General features: G+C 63.6%; 19 protein-coding genes. 9 read left to right on the top strand and 10 right to left on the bottom strand.

Annotated features, from left to right (window positions below; genetic code table 11):
- The first annotated feature begins 1 nt into the window (after position 1).
- The 4 genes from ftsY (at position 2) to X756_RS149135 (ending at position 3,980) form a co-directional block, all read left to right on the top strand.
- On the top strand, positions 2–1,960 hold the full coding sequence (gene ftsY / locus X756_RS149150) for a signal recognition particle-docking protein FtsY (protein ID WP_023730259.1): 1,959 nt from the start codon (positions 2–4) through the stop codon (positions 1,958–1,960).
- A 61-nt stretch (positions 1,961–2,021) separates the two neighbouring features.
- Positions 2,022–2,693 carry a septation protein A gene (locus X756_RS149145; RefSeq protein WP_023710236.1) on the top strand — a complete coding sequence of 224 codons (672 nt, stop codon included), beginning with the start codon at positions 2,022–2,024 and terminating at the stop codon, positions 2,691–2,693.
- A 60-nt stretch (positions 2,694–2,753) separates the two neighbouring features.
- Positions 2,754–3,374 carry a pyridoxamine 5'-phosphate oxidase family protein gene (locus tag X756_RS149140; protein WP_023730260.1) on the top strand — a complete coding sequence of 207 codons (621 nt, stop codon included), beginning with the start codon at positions 2,754–2,756 and terminating at the stop codon, positions 3,372–3,374.
- Between the two features lie 57 nt (positions 3,375–3,431).
- Entirely contained in the window at positions 3,432–3,980 is a 549-nt protein-coding gene (locus tag X756_RS149135) for an NADPH-dependent FMN reductase (protein ID WP_023683853.1), read from the top strand.
- An 83-nt stretch (positions 3,981–4,063) separates the two neighbouring features.
- Here the strand turns inward: X756_RS149135 and X756_RS149130 are convergent, their stop codons facing one another.
- Both X756_RS149130 and X756_RS149125 read right to left on the bottom strand, forming a co-directional pair.
- A complete protein-coding gene (locus tag X756_RS149130; protein WP_023683852.1) occupies positions 4,064–4,270 on the bottom strand; it encodes a 4-oxalocrotonate tautomerase family protein in 207 nt (68 codons plus the stop codon).
- A 165-nt stretch (positions 4,271–4,435) separates the two neighbouring features.
- On the bottom strand, positions 4,436–5,356 hold the full coding sequence (locus tag X756_RS149125; RefSeq protein WP_023671738.1) for an SMP-30/gluconolactonase/LRE family protein: 921 nt from the start codon (positions 5,354–5,356) through the stop codon (positions 4,436–4,438).
- A 286-nt stretch (positions 5,357–5,642) separates the two neighbouring features.
- On the opposite strand from X756_RS149125, the gene X756_RS1000000169380 reads away from it, so the two are divergent.
- Positions 5,643–5,810, top strand: a complete 168-nt coding sequence (locus X756_RS1000000169380; RefSeq protein ID WP_023683851.1) for a hypothetical protein — start codon at positions 5,643–5,645, stop codon at positions 5,808–5,810.
- Between the two features lie 184 nt (positions 5,811–5,994).
- Here the strand turns inward: X756_RS1000000169380 and X756_RS149120 are convergent, their stop codons facing one another.
- The 4 genes from X756_RS149120 to ccmA all read right to left on the bottom strand — a co-directional run bounded on the left by X756_RS149120 (position 5,995) and on the right by ccmA (position 8,402).
- Positions 5,995–6,576: a DsbE family thiol:disulfide interchange protein gene (locus tag X756_RS149120; RefSeq protein WP_023683850.1), complete on the bottom strand. Its 582-nt coding sequence runs from the start codon at positions 6,574–6,576 to the stop codon at positions 5,995–5,997.
- Positions 6,573–6,776 (bottom strand): heme exporter protein CcmD, encoded by a 204-nt coding sequence (gene ccmD / locus X756_RS149115; protein WP_023683849.1) that lies wholly within the window; start codon positions 6,774–6,776, stop codon positions 6,573–6,575. The genes X756_RS149120 and ccmD overlap by 4 nt, the downstream gene beginning before the upstream one ends.
- A 122-nt stretch (positions 6,777–6,898) precedes the next feature.
- Positions 6,899–7,564: a heme exporter protein CcmB gene (ccmB, locus tag X756_RS149110; RefSeq protein ID WP_023683848.1), complete on the bottom strand. Its 666-nt coding sequence runs from the start codon at positions 7,562–7,564 to the stop codon at positions 6,899–6,901.
- Positions 7,565–7,793: 229 nt separating this feature from the next.
- Entirely contained in the window at positions 7,794–8,402 is a 609-nt protein-coding gene (gene ccmA, locus X756_RS149105) for a heme ABC exporter ATP-binding protein CcmA (RefSeq protein WP_023683847.1), read from the bottom strand.
- A gap of 285 nt (positions 8,403–8,687) precedes the next feature.
- Here ccmA and acnA point away from each other — a divergent pair, with 285 nt between their 5' ends.
- The 3 genes from acnA to X756_RS149090 all read left to right on the top strand — a co-directional run bounded on the left by acnA (position 8,688) and on the right by X756_RS149090 (position 13,534).
- Positions 8,688–11,378: an aconitate hydratase AcnA gene (gene acnA / locus X756_RS149100; RefSeq protein ID WP_023730261.1), complete on the top strand. Its 2,691-nt coding sequence runs from the start codon at positions 8,688–8,690 to the stop codon at positions 11,376–11,378.
- A 406-nt stretch (positions 11,379–11,784) separates the two neighbouring features.
- Positions 11,785–12,564, top strand: a complete 780-nt coding sequence (locus tag X756_RS149095) for a thioredoxin family protein (RefSeq protein ID WP_023683845.1) — start codon at positions 11,785–11,787, stop codon at positions 12,562–12,564.
- A gap of 583 nt (positions 12,565–13,147) precedes the next feature.
- The gene (locus tag X756_RS149090; protein WP_023683844.1) at positions 13,148–13,534 is read left to right on the top strand and encodes a DUF2794 domain-containing protein; all 387 of its coding nucleotides are present in this window, start codon (positions 13,148–13,150) and stop codon (positions 13,532–13,534) included.
- A gap of 110 nt (positions 13,535–13,644) precedes the next feature.
- On the opposite strand, the gene X756_RS149085 is transcribed toward X756_RS149090, so the two are convergent.
- From X756_RS149085 to X756_RS149070, 4 genes are all read right to left on the bottom strand, one after another.
- Positions 13,645–14,235 carry a GNAT family N-acetyltransferase gene (locus X756_RS149085; RefSeq protein WP_023671727.1) on the bottom strand — a complete coding sequence of 197 codons (591 nt, stop codon included), beginning with the start codon at positions 14,233–14,235 and terminating at the stop codon, positions 13,645–13,647.
- Positions 14,236–14,352: 117 nt separating this feature from the next.
- Positions 14,353–15,093 (bottom strand): Bax inhibitor-1/YccA family protein, encoded by a 741-nt coding sequence (locus X756_RS149080; RefSeq protein WP_023671726.1) that lies wholly within the window; start codon positions 15,091–15,093, stop codon positions 14,353–14,355.
- Between the two features lie 239 nt (positions 15,094–15,332).
- Positions 15,333–17,882 (bottom strand): ABC transporter permease, encoded by a 2,550-nt coding sequence (locus X756_RS149075; RefSeq protein WP_023730262.1) that lies wholly within the window; start codon positions 17,880–17,882, stop codon positions 15,333–15,335.
- Complete coding sequence (locus X756_RS149070) at positions 17,882–18,583, bottom strand: ABC transporter ATP-binding protein (RefSeq protein ID WP_023730263.1); 702 nt, start codon at positions 18,581–18,583, stop codon at positions 17,882–17,884. The genes X756_RS149075 and X756_RS149070 overlap by 1 nt, the downstream gene beginning before the upstream one ends.
- Before the next feature lie 104 nt (positions 18,584–18,687).
- On the opposite strand from X756_RS149070, the gene X756_RS149065 reads away from it, so the two are divergent.
- Positions 18,688–19,332 (top strand): arylesterase, encoded by a 645-nt coding sequence (locus X756_RS149065; protein ID WP_023687672.1) that lies wholly within the window; start codon positions 18,688–18,690, stop codon positions 19,330–19,332.
- The last annotated feature ends 167 nt before the right edge of the window (positions 19,333–19,499 follow it).

Genomic DNA, 19,499 nt, shown 5'->3' on the forward strand with positions numbered 1-19,499 from the left:
CATGGCCGGTTTTTTCAAGAACATATTTTCGTTCGGCAAGAAGGAAGTCGTCGAGGAGCGCATCGACGAAACCGCTCCCCTGCCGCCGATCAAATGGGATGCGCTTGAGGCGCTGAAGCCGGCGGCCGAGCAGGTCGTTCCGGAGTTCTTGAAGCGCGAGGAGCCCGAGCCGCCGACGCCCCACCCTCCCCTCGATGGGGAGGGTCGCCACGAAGTGGCGGGGAGGGGNCACCCCCACCCCCAAGCTTCGCTTGGGACCTCCCCCATCGAGGGGGAGGTAAAGCCTGCGCCGCAGTCGGCGCCAGAAGAACCGAAGCCCGAACCCGCGCCGACCATCCCGCCCGCGCCGGAACCGGTCGTCCCATCCGAGCCGGAACCGTTGCCGGAGCCCGCGCCGGTAGAAGAACCGCAGCCTGAGCCGGAGATACCCGAGCCGCCTGCACCGGAAGAAGTTCCTGCGCCAGCCGTTCCGGAGCCGGCTCCCGAGCCGCAGCCCCAAGAAGTGCCGCCGGCGCCGGCCGAGCCGGAGATCGAACCATCGCGTCCGGAACCGCAGCTGGAGCCCGCTCCCGTCGAAGTGCCGACGCCTGCCGAGACTCCAGCAGAACCGGCCGCCCCGATCGAAGTGCCGCAACCGTCCGCGCCTCCCGCACAGCCTACCTCAGAGGTCAGCGCCGCCCCTCATCCGCCTGCCGGCACCTTCTCCCCGTATAGCCACGGGGAGAAGGACGAGGCGCCCCACCCTCCCCTCGGTGGGGAGGGTCGACGCGAAGCGGCGGGGTGGGGTGACAGCGCTGACGCCAGCGCAAATCACCCCCACCCCCAAGCTTCGCTTGGGACCTCCCCCATCAAGGGGGAGGTAAAGCGCACGTCGGTTGAAGCTGTACCCGCGCCGGTCGAAGCCAAGACCATCGTTGCCGAGCTAGCGCCCGCGCCGGCCCCGCAACCTTCGCCACAGTCAAAACCAGCTCCCGGCAAAGTCACCGTAACCAAAAAGGTCGAGCAGAAAGCCGAGCCGCAAAAGGCGCCCGAACCGGCGCCGCGACGCTCCTGGTTCCAGCGCATGCGCGACGGGCTTGCCCGCTCCTCGAAAGAACTCACCGGCAACATCGCCGGCGTCTTCACCAAGCGCAAGCTCGACGAGGAGACGCTGCAGGATCTGGAGGACGTGCTGATCCGTGCCGATCTGGGCATGGAAACAGCCTTGCGCGTCACCGATGCCCTCGCTGCCAGCCGCTACGGCAAGGATGTCTCCGACGCGGATGTCCGCACCATCATGGCGGCCGAGGTGGAGAAGGTGCTGGCCCATGTCGCCATGCCGCTGGAGCTCGACCTGTCGCACAAGCCGCATGTCATTCTGGTGGTCGGCGTCAACGGCACCGGCAAGACCACGACCATCGGCAAGCTCGCCGCCAAACTGACCGATGGTGGCCTGTCGGTGATGCTGGCCGCCGGCGACACGTTTCGCGCTGCAGCCATCGAGCAGCTGAAGATCTGGGGCGAGAGGACGAAGTCGCCGGTCATCGCCTCGAAGATAGGCGCGGATGCCGCCGGCCTCGCCTACGACGCTTTCGAACGCGCCAAGGAGGCCGGCTCCGACGTGCTGATCATCGACACCGCCGGCCGGCTGCAAAACAAGACCGAACTGATGGCGGAGCTGGAAAAGATCGTGCGCGTGCTGGGCAAGCTCGATCCGGAAGCGCCGCATACCGTGCTGCAGACGGTCGACGCCACCACCGGCCAGAATGCGCTCAATCAGGTCGAGATCTTCCGCAATGTCGCCGGCGTCAACGGCCTGGTGATGACCAAGCTGGACGGCACGGCGCGCGGCGGAATTCTGGTCGCGATCGCGGCAAAGCACAAACTGCCGGTCTACTTCATCGGCGTCGGCGAACAGGTCGACGACCTCGAACCATTCTCGGCCAGCGAATTCGCCAGGGCGATCGCGGGCGTAGCGTAAAAAGCACGATCCCGAAGAGCTGCAGGCTTTTTTGGACAAGATCATGCGTCAGAAGGAAGTCATGAACCCTCCCATCCTCGAACGCGACCCGTCCGACCCGCGAAAGAAGAAAGAAAGCGTCAATCCGCTGCTCAAGCTGGTGCTGGAACTCGGGCCGCTGATGGTGTTCTTCTTCGCCAATGCACGCGGCGCCTGGCTGGTGCAGAAATTTCCTGTCCTGGCCGAATTCGGCGGGCCGATCTTCGTCGCCACCGGCCTGTTCATGGCGGCGACGGCGGTCGCGCTGATCGCCTCCTGGCTGCTGCTGCGCACCTTGCCGATCATGCCGATGGTCTCGGGCGTCGTCGTCTTCATCTTCGGCGCGCTGACGCTCTATCTGCAGGACGACGTGTTCATCAAGATGAAGCCGACCATCGTCAACACCCTGTTCGGCGGCGTGCTGCTCGGCGGTCTGTATTTCGGCCGATCGCTGCTCGGCTATGTCTTCGATTCGGCCTTTCGCCTCGATGCCGAAGGCTGGCGCAAGCTGACTTTCCGCTGGGGCCTGTTCTTCCTGTTCCTGGCTCTTGCCAATGAAGTGGTGTGGCGGAATTTTTCCACCGACTTCTGGGTTACCTTCAAGGTCTGGGGCATCATGCCGATCACCCTGTTGTTCACCTTCAGCCAGATGCCGCTGATCCTGCACCATTCGATCGAGGATAAGGCCGAGAAGGTGGAAGAAGCCGGCAAGTAGAGCAATTCCAGGAAAAGTGTGAAGCCGTCCGGAATTGCGTCAGAATAAACGGAGACGGCCATGGAATTCGTCACCACGCGCGATGAACTGAGGACGATCTACAAGACGCCGCGGCCGACCGACACCTCGATGCGCAAGGAACTCAGGGCGCTCGACGGCCACTGCCGCTCTTTCATCGGCAAGAGCCCTTTCGTGCTGATCGGTTCTTCCGACGGCGCCGGCAATGCCGACGTGACGCCGAAAGGCGACAGACCGGGCTTTGCCCTTGTCCTCGACGACACGACCATCGCCATTCCCGACCGGTCCGGCAACAACCGGCTGGACACGCTGGAAAACATCCTGCTCAACCCTTCGGTCGGGCTGCTTTTTCTCATCCCCGGCATGAACGAGACGCTGCGCATCAATGGCGACGCCCGCATAACCGTCGATGCCGGTTTGCGCGAGCGCCTCACCGTCGACGGCAAGCAACCGCAAAGCGTCGTCGTGGTGAGCGTCAAGGCCGCTTACATGCACTGCGCCAAGGCCTTCATGCGCTCCGAATTGTGGAAGCCGGACAGCTGGCACGACCGCGCGACGTTGCCGACGCTCGGTCAGATCCTGTCCGATCAGATGGCGCATGCCGAAACTGCCGACGATTTCGACCGCTCGCTGGACGAGGCCTACAGCAAGACCCTGTGGTAAATTTCGCGTACGATTCGCCATTGCAGTCCTTTGCCGGTTCCCTAGCCCTGTTTCCCCGTGATCGAACTCCTCGCCATCTCCGGCAGCCTGCGCGCCGCCTCGACCAATTCGGCGCTGCTGGCGGCGCTGTCCGCGAACGCGCCTTCGGATTGCCGCGTAACTGTCTATGACGGGCTCGGCCTGCTGCCGATCTTCAACCCGGATGACGAAGGCGAGCGCACACCGGCCGAGGCCATGCGGCTGATCGAGGCCGTCACCAGCGCCGATGGCATCATCGTCTCCTGCCCCGAATATGCCCATGGCGTGCCCGGCGGCATGAAAAACGCTCTCGACTGGCTGGTCTCGCGCGACGCCGCAGTCGGCAAGCCCGCCATGCTGGCCCACGCCTCCGCGCGCTCGCTCTATGCCCGCGCCGCGCTGGCCGAGATCATGCGCACCATGTCGTTCGCGCTTTGTGAGAATGCGGTTCTGGAGATTGCCTTGCTCGGCAAGAAACCGCCGGAGATAGAAGCGATCCTGGGAGAGGACGAGAACCTGCGGGCCATGCGCGAAGCGGTGCAGGTTTTCGCGAGTTTTATACGCGCAAACGTTGCCTCGTCATCCTAGGGCGGAGCAAGGAGCGAAGCGACGCGGCGCAGACCCTAGGATGACGAACGAAAGGGTGCGGCGCACCCCAACGTGCCGCAGTGCTACCCCTTCCGCAACGTCTCGACATCGGTCACACCGACATACCAGTCGCGCGCGTTGACCTCTTCGAACACCACCCAGACGTCGTCATTGCTAAGCCCGGTGGCGTCCATGATGGCCGCCGTGACCTTTTTGGCAATGTCGGCCTTCTTGCCAGCGGGATCAGCGGCGATCACTTCCTTGACGATGCGGATGTTGACGAATGGCATGATGTCCTCCCCTTGAATTGTGTCTGATACCGCCGCCGCTGGGCGGCTTCGAAATCCGCTCCGGCGAACCGCTTGGCGGTGGTTCCGGCGGCCGCAGCGCAACAGGCGCCGCCGGCAGGCGCAGAAACGCCATCAAGGGCCGCCAGAGAAGCGTTTGCAGCAGCCTCAATACGTCTTCGCCCCGTTCACCATCAGCCGCACCATGTAGAGCGACGTGGTGCCGGCGATGTAGAGGCAGTTCAGCTTGTTGCCGCCGAACACGCAATTGGCGGTCACTTCCGGCACCTTGACCTTGCCGATCAGCGTGCCGTCGGGATCGTAGCAATGGATGCCGTCGGCGGCACTGGTCCAGATGCGGCCGGCCTCGTCGAGCCGGAAGCCGTCGAACAGGCCGGCCGTGCAGTCGGCGAACACCTTGCCGCCCGAGACCTTCTTGCCGTGCTTGCCGACGTTGAAGACCCGCATATGCGCGGGGTTCTGCGCGCCATGCGTGCGGCCGGTGTCGACGACATAGAGCTGGCTTTCATCCAGTGAAAAGGCAAGCCCGTTCGGCCGGACCATGTCGGTGATGACGGCCTCGACCTCGCCCGTATCCGGATCGACCCGGTAGACATTGCAAGCGCCGATCTCGCTTTCGGCCTTGTCGCCCTCATAGTCGGTGTCGATGCCGTAGCTCGGATCGGTGAACCAGATCGAGCCGTCGGATTTCACGACCGCGTCATTGGGCGAATTCAGCCGCTTGCCTTTCCATTCGGCCGCGATGGTGGTGACGGAACCGTCATGCTCGGTGCGGCTGACGCGGCGGCCGGAATGCTCGCACGTCACCAGTCGGCCCTGGCGGTCGACGGTGTTGCCGTTGGAATTGCCGGAGGGCTGACGGAAGACGCTCACATTGCCGTCGGTCTCGTCATAGCGCAGCATGCGGTTGTTGGGGATGTCGGACCAGACGACATAGCGGCCGGCGGCGAACCAGGCCGGCCCTTCCGCCCACTGACATCCGGTAAACAGCTTTTCCACCTGGGCGTTGCCGTTGAACAGCCGCGCGAAACGCGGATCCAGAATTTCGTAATAGTCTGCGGTCGCCATGCATTTCCTCCGGGCATCACGTGACGCGCGGATCAAGCCAGCCTGCGGGCGCGATGGCAAGGTGGCGCAGGCGCAATTTGTAAGACAAAAGGTGCCCGGCCGGCATGGCCCGCCAGCCTGTCCGGCCGTTTATGGTGCTGTAGCGCTGTATTAACCCGCTATGCGCCCTGTGCAATGGTGCATTGCAACATCTTCTTTTTGCATCGCACCATTCCTATGTCATGGTGCGAACGACCAAGGGAGGAACAAATTCACCGCTGATATGCGGCACGAAAGGACCCTTGCTATGGCTTTTGACAACCTCTTCTCCCGCGCGCGCTCCTCGATGGCCAAGCGCCGCCACTACAACCGCCTCGTCGCGGAAATCGAAAACCTAACGAGCCGCGATCTGGCCGACCTGCGCGCCGACCGCTCGGAAATGCTCTACCAGATCCACAGGCAGATCTACGGCTGAGCATTTCAGACGTCAGCGGGGCACCGCCCCCTCACCCGGATTGCCAAACCGAATTGCATGAGCAATTCGGGCAATTCGACCTCTCCCCCCGGGAGAGGAGCTAGCCTGTGCCGATGCTTCCCTCTTCTCCCCACGGGGAGAAGGTGGCCGCGTAGCGGCTCGATGAGGGGGCATGGCGCCAACGTCAGCCCGGTGCCGCGAGCGCCTTTTCAATCTGCGGCAACAGAACATCCCTCGCCGACTCCCCTGTCAGCGGCCCGACATGCTTGTAGGCAATCTTGCCGTCCTTGCCGATGACGAAGGTTTCCGGCACGCCGTAGACGCCCCAGTCGATGGCCGTGCGGCCGGCCTCGTCGACACCTATCGCCTGGAACGGATTGCCGAGATCACCAAGGAACCGGCGCGCGTTTTGCGCTTGGTCCTTGTAGTTTAGCGCGGCCATGACGAAGCGCTTGTCCTGCGACAGCTGCAAGAGCACCGGATGCTCTTCCCGGCACGGCGCGCACCACGATGCAAAGACGTTGACCAGCGTTACCTTGCCGGCGAAGGCTTTCGAATCCAGCCCGGGCAGGTTTGACCCTTCCAGCGCCGGCAGGTTGGTCTGCGGCGCCGGCAGGCCGATCAGCGCCGACGGCACTGCCGCCTCATCGCGTCCCGACAAAAGCTGCGACAGGAACAATCCGGCGAGGCCGAGAAAAACCAGCAGCGGCAACAGCACGACCAGGCGGCGGCGCGGCGACGCCGGCGTTTCGCTTTCCGTGCTCATGGCTTGCTGGCCCCAGTGCTGGCCCCAGTGCTGGCCCCAGTACCGGCTTTGTCCGAGCGACGCCGCACGCCGGCCGCTTCGAGGTCTGCCAGTTCGCGCTTGCGGGTCCGCTGGTCGAGCAGGATCCAGCCGATCAGCCCGGCCAGCACGATCACCGTGATGCCATAGGCGGCCGCGACATAGAGTGCGTGTGCACTCATGCGCTTCGCTCCCCTTCCACCGTCACTTCGTCGTGCTCGATCATGGCCTTCCCATAGCTTTGCGGCTTTCTTAGCTTTGCGGCTGGGGCTTCGCAATTGATCGTCGCGCCGCAGCGGTCATATCAATCCGTTCCATGCCGCAGCGCCAGTGCTGCCGCCACCGGACCCAGCACGGCAAGAAACAGCGTCAGCGCGGCAAGAATGAGGAAGGGCTGCAGGAACGGATCAGGATCGGCCACCGCGCCGTAGCTCGCCGACACCCCGAAGATCAGCACCGGGATCGTCAGCGGCAGCACCAGCACCGAGATCAGCAGCCCGCCACGCGGCAGCGCCACCGCCACCGCCGCCCCGACCGCGCCGATGAAAGTGATCGCCGGCGTGCCGGCCAGCAGCGTGAGCGCGGTGGCGCCGATGCTGAGCGGCTCCATGTTCATGAACAGGCTCAGCAGAGGTGCCGCAACAACCAGCGGCAGAACGCTGCCCGCCCAATGCGCCAGGCACTTCACCAGCACCGTCAACGCCAGCATGTGGCGGTCATTGCCCAGCACCAGAAGATCGAGCGACCCGTCTTCGCGATCGGCCTGAAACAGCCGGTCGAGGCCGAGCAGGCAGGCGAGCAGAGCGCCGATCCAAAGGATCGCCGGACCGATGCGGGCGAGCAGCTTCAGGTCCGGTCCGACACCGAAGGGGATGGTGGCGATGACGGCGAGGAAGAAGATGACGCCGGTGAGCGCTCCGCCGCCGGCGCGGATTGAGAGACGGACGTCGCGCAGGAAGAGGGCTAGCATTGCCAAGCCGCGCCTGCGGTTTGATCGCCATCTTGCCGAAGGTGGCGTTCCTTCACACCCCCCTCTGTCCTCCCGGACATCTCCCCCGCAAGGGGGGAGATTGGCAGCTCCACTGCTGACGCCTCTTTTTCAATGCCGGTGATTGGCGAAAGCCGGCATGACATCTGATCTCCCCCCCTGCGGGGGAGATGCCCGGCAGGGCAGAGGGGGGTGGGCGGGAATGCCGGCATCACCCTGTTGCTCCCATCCTCAATGCCTGTGCTCCATCCAATCCCAGCGGCAGGTGCGTCGCCGCGACAATAATCCCGCCCTCCGCGCAATGCCTCGTCATCAGCCCCGCAAACCGCGCATCCGAAGCCTTGTCCAGCCCGGCCGTCGGCTCATCCAGCAGCCACAGCGGCTTATGACTGACCAGCAATTTCGCAATTGCCGCGCGCCGCCTTTGCCCGGTCGACAGATAGCCGAAAGGCAGGTGGCCGATGCCGCCGAGACCAACCGTCTCCAGCGCCTCTTCGACACCCGACTGCCCATCGCCGTTGAAATCGCGCCAGAAGCGCAGATTCTCCGCCACGCTGAGCGCCGTCTTCATTGCATTGAGGTGGCCGAGATAGTGGACCGCCGAAGCGATCGTCGGAAACGTCTCGCCGCCGCCCTCGATGCGCACGTCGCCTTGCGCCTTCGGCAGCAGCCCGGCGATGACCCTGAGCAGCGTCGATTTGCCCGAACCGTTCGGCCCGGTGACGACCAGCACCTGGCCCTTGTCGAGCGCAAAACCGATGCCGGAAAAGACCGTCTCGCCGCCGCGTTCGCCGCCCAGATTTTCGGCAATCAGCCGCATGCCTGCCCGTCCCGAAAACTTTACCGCGCGATAGCTGCCGCATCGCACAAATTTGCTCCGCAACTGTCTAGAACTATTCCAGAAAATTCTCTATATGCGGGACATCCGTGCCAGCGGTCGGCACGGGAACAGAATTTGCGCCGAACCAGCGCACGCGCCGCCTTGAACGGCTCGGGTTGGCTGGGAACGGACAGCGGAAATGGCCGTACCCGCACCTTTGCGCGTGATTGCATGCCCATCGGCGTCCGTTCCCTTTCAGGCTGAACAGACAAGGACGGACCGCACGTGTCAAAATCCCTCGACAGTTTCAATTGCCGCCGCACCCTCACCGTGGGTGGCGCGGACTATGTCTATTACAATCTGGTCGAGGCCGAGAGGAACGGCCTCACCGGCATTGCCCAGCTGCCTTATTCGATGAAGGTGCTGCTGGAAAACCTTTTGCGCAATGAAGACGGCCGCTCCGTCACCAAGGACTCTATCCAGGCTGTTGCCGGCTGGCTGACCGACAAGGGCACCGCCGGCGTCGAGATCGCCTATCGCCCCGCGCGTGTCCTGATGCAGGATTTCACCGGCGTCCCGGCGGTGGTCGACTTGGCCGCCATGCGCGACGGCCTCAAGGCGCTCGGCGGCGATCCGCAGAAGATCAATCCGCTGGTGCCGGTCGACCTCGTCATCGACCACTCCGTCATCGTCGACGAATTCGGCACGCCACTGGCCTTTGCCAGGAATGTCGAGCTCGAATATGAGCGCAACGAAGAGCGCTATAAATTCCTGAAATGGGGCCAGCAGGCGTTCCGCAATTTTCGCGTCGTGCCGCCCGGCACCGGCATCTGCCATCAGGTCAACCTCGAATATCTCGGTCAGGTCGTCTGGACCAACACGGAAGACGGCGGAACGACCGCCTATCCCGACACCTGCGTCGGCACCGATTCGCACACCACTATGATCAACGGCCTTGGCGTGCTCGGCTGGGGCGTCGGCGGTATCGAGGCCGAGGCGGCGATGCTCGGCCAGCCGGTTTCCATGCTGTTGCCCGAAGTCATCGGCTTCCGCCTTACCGGCAAGCTCAGGGAGGGCATCACCGCCACCGACCTCGTACTGACCGTCACCCAGATGCTGCGCAAGAAGGGCGTCGTCGGCAAGTTCGTCGAGTTCTTCGGCCCGGGCCTGTCCAACATGACGCTGGCCGACCGCGCCACCATCGGCAACATGGCGCCCGAATATGGCGCCACCTGCGGCTTCTTCCCGGTCGACGGCGAGACCATCCGCTACCTCACAATGTCGGGCCGCGAGGAAAGCCGCATCGCCCTGGTCGAGGCCTATTCCAAGGCGCAAGGCATGTGGCGTGACGCCGGCTCGGCCGACCCTGTCTTCACTGACCTGCTCGAACTCGAGCTCGACAGCGTCGTGCCGTCGATGGCAGGTCCCAAGCGCCCCGAAGGCCGCGTTCCGCTCGAAGGCATTCCGGCCGGCTTCGCAAAGGCGATGGAAACCGAGTACAAGAAGGCTGCCGAAATCCACAAGCGCTATGCCGTCGAAGGCACCGACCATGATCTCGGTCATGGCGATGTCGTCATTGCCGCCATCACGTCCTGCACCAACACCTCCAACCCGAGCGTGCTGATCGGCGCCGGCCTTTTGGCGCGCAACGCCAACCGGCTCGGCCTCAAGCAGAAGCCGTGGGTGAAGACCTCGCTGGCGCCGGGCAGCCAGGTGGTCGCCGAATATCTGGAAAAGTCCGGCCTGCAGAAGGAGCTCGACCAGATCGGCTTCAACCTGGTTGGTTTCGGCTGCACCACCTGCATCGGCAATTCCGGCCCGCTGCCGGCGCCGATCTCCATGACCATCAACGATAAGGGCCTGATCGCCGCCGCAGTACTCTCCGGCAACCGCAACTTCGAAGGCCGTGTTTCACCTGACGTGCAGGCGAACTATCTGGCGTCGCCGCCGCTGGTGGTAGCCCATGCTTTGGCCGGCACCGTCACCAAGGACCTGACCACCGAGCCACTCGGCGAAGGCCGCGACGGCAAGCCGGTCTATCTCAGGGATATCTGGCCGAGTTCGGCCGAGATCCAGGAGTTCATCGAGAAGAACGTCACACGTGAGCTATTCGCCCGCAAATATGCCGACGTCTTCAAGGGCGACGAATACTGGCAGAACGTCAAGGCGCCGGAAGGCCAGACCTATGCCTGGGACGACAACTCGACCTATGTGCAGAACCCGCCCTATTTCGCCGGCATGACCTCCGGTTTCGGCAAGATCGGCGACATCAAGGGCGCGCGCGTGCTCGGCCTGTTCGGCGACAAGATCACCACCGATCACATCTCACCGGCGGGTTCGATCAAGGCCGCTTCCCCGGCCGGCAAATACCTCACCGACCATGGCGTCGGCGTTGCCGACTTCAACCAGTACGGCACAAGGCGCGGCAACCATGAGGTGATGATGCGCGGCACCTTCGCCAACATCCGCATCCGCAACCACATGCTGGGCGAGAACGGCCGCGAGGGCGGCTACACCATCCACTACCCGTCGAAGGAAGAGGAATCGATCTACGACGCGGCGATGAGATACAAAAAGGAAGGCGTGCCGCTGGTCATCTTCGCCGGCGTCGAATACGGCAACGGCTCCTCGCGCGACTGGGCAGCTAAAGGAACGAATCTCCTCGGTGTCCGTGTCGTCATCGCCCAGTCCTTCGAGCGCATCCATCGCTCCAACCTAGTCGGCATGGGCGTCATCCCCTTCGTCTTCGAGGAAGGCACCTCATGGGCCTCGCTCAACCTCAAGGGTGACGAGCTGGTCGAGATCGACGGCATAAGCACCATCAAGCCACGCCAGACGATGATCGCCAAGGTGACCTATGGCGACGGCACCGTGAAGAACGTGCCGATCATCTGCCGCATCGATACGCTGGACGAACTCGACTACTTCAAGAATGGCGGCATTTTGCAATACGTGCTGCGCGATCTGGCCGCGTAGCGGCCAGGGCTTAGGCAGTAGGGATTGGGCGGTAGCGGGGAACGACATCCCCTACTCCCTACTCCCTACTCCCTACTCCCTACTCCCTACTCCCTACTCCCTACTCCCTACTCCCTACTCCCTACTCCCTACTCCCAGTCTTTCCAAAGCATTGCCCGACCCGATCGAAGCCCCGCCCTGTACGACAGGAGTAAAAACCGGCTGGGCTCAGCAAGATCTGCCCCACGCTCCTGATGCCATGCTCCCGATCGAACCGGGCGGTGAAGTGCTCCCCCTGTGATGGCCATACCCATGGTTGCGGCAGCAAAAATTTCACCGCAACGTGACTTCCCGTTGACTGTCGCTTCTGCCACAAATCTGGGCAACCAGAACAAGGCCGGCGTCACCGGCGGGAATCGGAACGATCATGGCACCTCGACACCCTCTGCGGCTTGCGGCTTTTGCGCTGGCCTTCTCGGCGCTTGCCGGGACCGGGTTCGCCGAGGAATCGGGAACGACCCAGACCGACAAACCGCAGATTGACAGGCCCTTGGGCGTGGTCGAGCTGTTCACCAGCCAGGGCTGCAATTCCTGCCCGCCGGCGGACGCGTTCTTTGCCGAGCTGGCGGCCAAGGACAACGTCGTCGCGCTCGCCTACCACGTCAATTACTGGGACTATCTCGGCTGGCAGGACACGCTGAGCAGCAAGGACAATACCGACCGGCAATATGACTATATGCGCGCCTTCGGCACCCGCTCCGTCTACACGCCGCAAGCCGTCATCAATGGTCGCAGCCATGTCAACGGCGCCAGCCGCAAGGAGGTCGACGGCGCGCTTGCCCGCATGGAGAAATCCGGTGAAGGCATGCGGGTCAGCGTCAAGGTCAGCCGCACCAGCGATCGCGTCATGATCGATGCCGGCGACGCCGGTAGCGGCCCCAGCGACGCCCATGTCGTCATCGTCTATTTCGAACCACCGCAGACGGTGACCATCGCCAAGGGCGAGAACACCGGCCGCAGCATGACCTACTGGAACGCCGTCACCGGCATCCAGACCGCCGGCATGTGGCACGGCAAGGCGCAGCGCTACGAATTGCCGATGACCGAGATCGCCAAGAAAGGCGGCTGCGCCGTGCTGCTGCAGTCGGTCGGCAAGGACGGCCTGCCGGGGCCTATTTTGGGCGCTGCGTTTATTCACAAGCCTTAAGAGGCCCCCTCATCCGGCCGCTCTCGGCCACCTTCTCCCCGAGGGGAGAAGGGGCCGAATCAGCGCTGGCGCGAACTCCTCTCCGCTCGGGGGAGGTCGGATTGGCCCGAATTGCTGTTGCAATTCGGCTGGCAATCCGGGTGAGGGGATGCGCCCGCAAACTGGGCACCGCAGCCTCCGGCAAATTCTTCAAGCAGCCAAAAACAAAAAAACCGACGTCAGCTTGCTTCTGACGTCGGTCATTTAGGTTTTGGGATCGTCGCACCCGGTCTCTCCCTGAGGAAAGTCCGAGGTTGGTTCGATCCGACGCAGACCCGTGGGCGGGGGGCTTGGGGTTTACGAGCCGGTGCCGGACCGAACCGTCTCAGGCAACGCCGGTAAATTCGTCGGACATTGGGGCATGAGCGCGGATAAAAAAAGGCGGAAATGTGGCGAGGCATCACCAATTCAAACACCGCGTTTTATAAAAGTGACTGGACGTTGCGAAAACAGCGCGGTCCCGGGATGGTTAGCCGGGCCTTGCAATTCCACGGCGAACACGCCAACTTCTGCAAGCGAGATTCATTTTCAAAGGGATCGCGGGATGACCGATCGCAGCGGTGGGACGGAGGATGGGGACGCATCCGCAATATTGATCCCGCTGCACGAGGCGCGACGCGAACGCCTCGACCAACCGGTCCGTTTCGACCGGCGTGAACTCGACGAGATCCTGAGGCTGTACGGACGCATGGTCGCCGCCAACGAATGGCGCGACTATGCCATCGATCATCTGTCTGATCGGGCTGTGTTTTCAGTCTTCCGCCGGGCCAGCGAAGTGCCGCTGTTCCAGATCGTCAAGGATCCGAAACTGGCACGCCGGCAAGGCGCCTTCGCCGTCATCGCCGCCGGCGGCCGAATCCTCAAGCGCGGCCAGGAACTCGGTCGCGTGCTCAACGTCTTCGATGCTAAGCTGAAGATTGTCCAGGCCTAATTGAAAATTGGGGAATTGAAGAGCTGAAGAATTGAAAAAAGAGGATGTAACGGTCGAAATACCGCCGGGTTTGTTCTCAGCTATTCGGATCCTCAATTCTTCAGTTCTCTTCAGTTCTCCTCAATTCCCCTCCTCAGGCTCTCACGAAACTTCCGCTCCGGCAGCGAATGTGGATCGGGCGGAACCGTTACGCCGCCATTGAGCGACAGCTGCATGAACACCGTGTCAAGCCAGCGCCCATGCTTGTAGCCGGAGCCTTCCAGGCGACCGGAATGGCGAAAGCCGAGCTTTTCATGCAGCCGCACCGAGGCGCTGTCTGCATGGCCGTCGCCGATCACCGCGACGATCTGGCGAAAGCCCGCCATACGGCAGGCTTCAATCAGCGCCTGCATCAGCAGCAGCCCGACGCCCTGGCCCTTCGCATCAGGCGCGACATAGACGGAATCCTCTACGATGAAGCGGTAGGCCGGGCGCGGCCGGAACGCGCCGGCATAGGCGTAGCCGAGCAGCGCGCCATCTCGTTCCGCCACCAGATAGGGAAAGCCCCCCGCCGTCAGGCTGTCGAAGCGCCCACCCATCTCAGTGCGGCTGGGCGGCTCCAGCTCATAGCTCGCGGTGCCATGCGTCACGGCATCGCCGTAGATCTCGGTGATTCGGCCGAGGTCGCCTTCCAAGGCCGCGCGGATGGAAATAGTGCTCATGATTTATGCAGACGATTCATCTGCCTCCATGACAGCAAAGGCCGGCACAAAAGAAAAGGGCGGCCGTTGGCCGCCCTATTGATATCAGCTGGTCCAGTTGCCTGATGGGAAGACCGCCTAGCGGCGATCGCCCATGAACTGCAGCAGGAACATGAACAGGTTGATGAAGTCGAGATATAGCCTCAACGCGCCCATGATCGCCTTGCGGCCGGCAACGTCGGCCTGATCGCCTTCGTAGTACATTTCCTTGATGGTCTGCGTGTCATAGGCGGTGAGCCCGGCGAAGATCAGCACGCCGATCGCCGAGATGGCGAAGCCGAGCGCCGACGACTGCAGGAAAATGTTGATCAGCATGGCGATCACCAGGCCGACCACGCCCATGACCAGGAACGAGCCGAACGCCGAAAGGTCGCGCTTGGTCGTGTAGCCGTAGAGCGACAGCGCGCCGAAGGCGGCCGCCGTGGCGAAGAAGGTCTGGGTGATCGACGCGCCGGTGTAGACCAGGAAGATGGTCGACAACGACAGGCCGACCAGGCCCGAATAGACCCAGAAGGTGGTTTGCGCCGCGGCCACGCTCATCGACTGGATCCTGAACGACAGGAAGAAGACGGCGGCGAGCGGAGCCAGGATGACCACCCAGCGGAAGGCGCTGGCATAGATCAGCGTGCCGAAAGCGGTCAGCTGTCCGTCGCCGGTGACGGCGAGCTGGAAAGCGCCCCAGGCGGCGACGCCGGTGATGAGGAGGCCAAGCCCCATCAAATTGTAGACCTTGAGCATGTAAGTGCGCAGGCCTTGGTCGATGTCGGCGCGCGCGCCCGGCACGGCCGAAGTCTGGTAGTTGCGAATGGGCTCAGCCATTGGAATCCTCTGTTGCTTCTGCCCCATACGGTGTCAGGCCCTTTTGGACCTGGGCGCCGCTGGCGGGGCTCCAGCATGCCTGTGGCGAAATATGATGGTTCTTGACGTCAAGAACAAGACCGTAACGGGCTGCAACGCTTGGTGAATCGCTGGAAGCCGGTTTTCTTGGGCTTCCATGACTGCACATTACCAAGATTTAATCGGAAACGGCAGATTCGGCCAACCTTGCCGATTGGGGCCTAGAGGTCGCGCAGCACCGGCGCCGCCTTGTGGCCGAGCACCCGCCAGGTACCGGCAAGGCCGATGCCGACCGTGATCACCAGCGCAAACACCAAGGTCGCCACTGCCACCTCCGGCATGAAATGCGACGGCAGCGTCATGACGCGGGCAACGATGTACCAGGCGGCGATGCCGCCGGCAGCCAACGCGAACACCGCGGTGGCCAGGCCGATCAGCATGTATTCCAGCGAAAACGCCGTGATCAGCGTTCGCCTCGTGGCGCCCAGCGTCTTCAGCACCACGGCATCGTGGATGCGGGCGCGATTTCCCGCAGCGAGCGCGCCGGCCAGCACCAGCACCGAAGCGATCAGCGCCACGCCGGCCGCGGCCCGGATCGCCGTGCCGAGCTGGCCGACCAGCCGGTTGACGACGTCGAGCGCGTCCTTGACCCGAACTGTCGTCACCGCCGGGAAGGCGCGGGTGACGGCGTTGAGCAGGCGGGCATCCTCTGCTGCCGTGGCATCCTTTTCGGTCAGCGTCGCCAGCCAGCCATGCGGGGCGCCGGCAAAGGTGCTGGGCGAGAACACCATAACGAAATTGATGCCCATCGTCTCCCATTGCACCTCTCGGAAATTGGCGATCCTGGCCGTCACATTGCGTCCGAGCACATTGACGGTGACGGTATCGCCGAGCTTCAGGCCGAGCGCCTTGCCTTCATCGTTGGAGAACGAGACCAGCGGTTCGCCGCTGTAATTCTCCGGCCACCAGTTGCCCTCGGTCAGTGTCGCATTGGCCGGCTGTTTGGCGTTGTAGGTCAGGCCGCGATCGCCGCGCAGCACCCAGGCGCCTTCCGATGGCACATTGGCCTTGTCGACACTAACGCCGCTCAGCGCCATCACCCGGCCGCGCAGCATCGGCACCTTGACCAACGTTCCCTTCGGCGCCTCTTTGCCGATCAATGTCGAGAAGGCATCGACCTCGCTATTCTGGATGTCGACGAAGAAGAAATTCGGCGCTCGTTCCGGCAGACTGCCGGAGATCTGCTGCCTGAGATTGCCGTCGATCAGCGCCAGCGTCACCAAAAGCGTCAGCCCGAGGCCCAGCGACAGCACGACGGACGGCGTCAGCGCGCCGGGACGGTGGATGTTGCCGATGGCGAGCCTGAGCGCGACCGAGCGCGCACGCGGGCTTTTGCGCGCCACCCACTGCACCAGAGCACCGACCAGGCGCAACACCAGAAAGGCAAAGATCGTCGCGCCGACGAAGATCGTGGCGATGCGCCGGTCGGCGGAAAACAGGATGGCGAGCGCCGCCAAAGCGAGCGCGATACCGACTGCCGCCGTGAGATAGGGCAGGCGCGGAAAACCGCGGCCCTCGAACCCCATTTCGCGAAACAAAGCGGTCGCCGGCACATCGCGGGCGCGGCCGAGCGGCAACAGCGCGAAAGCCAGCGTCACCAGCAGCCCGAACAGCGCCGCCATAGCCAGCGCGCCCGGATAGAGACCGCCTTGCGCCGGCACCGGAATGACCGACTGAAGCGCCGCACTCGCCGCAAACGGCATGGCGGCGCCCAGTATGAGACCGAGCATGATGCCGAGGACGGCGATCATCAAAATCTGCACGAGATAAACGGTGAAGACGAAACCGCCCGAGGCGCCAAGGCTCTTGAAGGTGGCGATGACGCCGCGCTTGCCGTCGAGATAGGCGCGCACCGCATTGGCAACGCCGACGCCGCCGACCACCAGCGCCGTCAGCCCGACCAGCGTCAGGAATTGCGAGAAGCGCTCGATGTTGGCCGACAGCGCCGGCGCCGCATTGGAACGCGTGCGGATCGACCAGCCGGCTTCAGGGAAATCGCTCGCCGCCCGATCTTGGATGGTCTTGAGATCGGCCTCGCTGGCGCCGGCCGGCAGCCGAACCTTGTAGGCATTCTCGACCAGGCTGCCTGGCTGGAACAGGCTGGACGCGGCAAGCCCCGCGGTCGAGACCATCAGCCGCGGCGCGAAGCCGAAACCGTCCGACACCGCATCCGGTTCGCTCACCAGCCTGGCCCGCAATTCGAATGTCGCGCTGCCGACCTTCAGCCGGTCACCGATCTTCACATTCAGCCGGTCGAACAACAGGTCGGGCGCGGCGGCGCCAAAGACGCCTGATTTCTCGCCGAACAAATCCTTTCTGCCAAGCTGCGGCGCGGTCTCGATCGCGCCATAGAGCGGATAGGCGTCGTCGACGGCCTTGGCCTCGACCAGCGCCTGGTCGGAGCCGTCTTCCAGCCGCGCCATCGAGCGCATATTGGCGCTGTGCGACACAGTGCCGAGGCGGTCGAGGAAGGTGCTTTCGGCTGGCGTCGCATCGCGCTGGTTGAGCTGGAAGCGCAAGTCGCCGCCAAGCAGCGTCTGGCCCTGGTCGGCAACGCCTGCGGTGATCGCCTGCGCCACCGAATTGACCCCGCCGATTGCAGCGACGCCGAGCGCGATGCAGGCAAGGAAGATCATGAAGCCGGACAGTCCGCCGCGCATCTCGCGCAGCGAAAAGCGGAACGCGAGCTTCAGCGTCTGCGACAGTGGCATCAGGCCGGCACCTTGACCTGCGCTACCGGCGCATCCTCGATGCGGCCGGAGCGCATCGACACCTGGCGCGAGCAGCGCGCCGCAAGGGCCGGATCGTGCGTGACCAGCACCAAGGTCATGCCGCGCTCGGCCGCCTTGGCGAACAAAAGGTCGGCGACCTGCCGCCCCGTCGCCTGGTCGAGATTGCCGGTCGGCTCGTCGGCAATCAGAATGCGCGGCGACGGCGCCAGCGCGCGGGCGATCGCCACGCGCTGCTGTTCGCCGCCGGAGAGTTCGCCGGGATAGTGGGTGACGCGGTCGCTCAGGCCGACGGCCGCCAACTCCTGCGCGGCGACGCCGAACGGATCGGCATGGCCGGCCAGTTCCAGCGGCACCGCGACATTTTCGAGCGCCGTCATGTTGGGAATGAGACGGAAGGACTGGAAGACGATGCCAATGTTTCGGCCCCGAAACGAGGCGAGCTGGTCCTCGCTTTTGCCGTTCAGCAATTCGCCGGCGATCCGCACCGTCCCCGAATCGACCTGCTCCAGCCCGGCAAGCACCATCAGCAAGGTCGACTTGCCGGAACCCGAAGGGCCGACAATGCCGGTCGCCTCGCCGCGCGTCACGTCAAGGCTGACGCCTTTCAGCACATGCACCGACGAAGCCCCTTGGCCCAGGGTCAGGGATATGTCTTTCAGCGCGATGACGGCTTCTGTCACAATTAAAGCGTCCTATATCAGGATGAAGGCTCTGCTTGCCGGAAGCCGCCGCCGGAAGAATTCCTCGGGTATATGGGGCCTGCCACATGTCTTTCAAACGCAAGATATCTTTCAAACGCTTGAATGCCGCAGGGCTCGTCCTTTTCGTCACCCTTTGCGGCGCCATTTCGTCCGTGCGCGCCGAGACGTTCACCATCGTCGGCTTCGGCGACAGCCTGATGGCCGGTTTCGGCCTCGGGCCTGGCGATGGCTTTACCGACAAATTGCAAGCTGCGCTGCGCGCCAAAGGCCATGACGTCACCGTAGCCAACGCCGGCGTTTCAGGCGACACCTCGAGCGGCGGCTTGGCGCGGCTTGACTGGTCGGTGCCGGATGGGACAAGGCTGGTTATCCTCGAACTCGGCGCCAACGACATGCTGCGCGGCGTCTCGCCCAGCATTACGGAAAAGAACCTGGACGACATGCTGGCGAAGCTGAAAGCGCGCAAGATCGCGGTGCTTTTGGCCGGCATGCGCGCCGCTCCCAATCTCGGCGCCGACTACCAGAACGCCTTCGATGCGATCTATCCAAAGCTGGCCGCGAAATACGATGTGCCGCTCTATCCGTTTTTTCTCGATGGCGTCGCCGGACAGTCCGGCCTGCAGTTGGAGGACGGCCTGCATCCCAATCCGAAGGGCGTCGCAGTGATGGTCGAGCGCATCCTGCCCGCCGTGGAGAAGGCTGTTGCGGCAGTTCAGGGTGGCGGTTGAACGCCGGCCTGACGAGAATAACGCGGCGTTCGCCTCGCGCGAACTTTGAAACAAAAGACCGGGCTGCCGATGACCCGAGTCATTCATGCTGCGCTCGAAGAGCATATGCAGCATCTGGGTAATGCAAGCGCCGAAGCGGCACGGCAATAGTGCTTATTCATCGCTTG

This window comes from Mesorhizobium sp. LNJC405B00 (genome assembly GCF_000502615.1).
GTDB lineage: Bacteria > Pseudomonadota > Alphaproteobacteria > Rhizobiales > Rhizobiaceae > Mesorhizobium.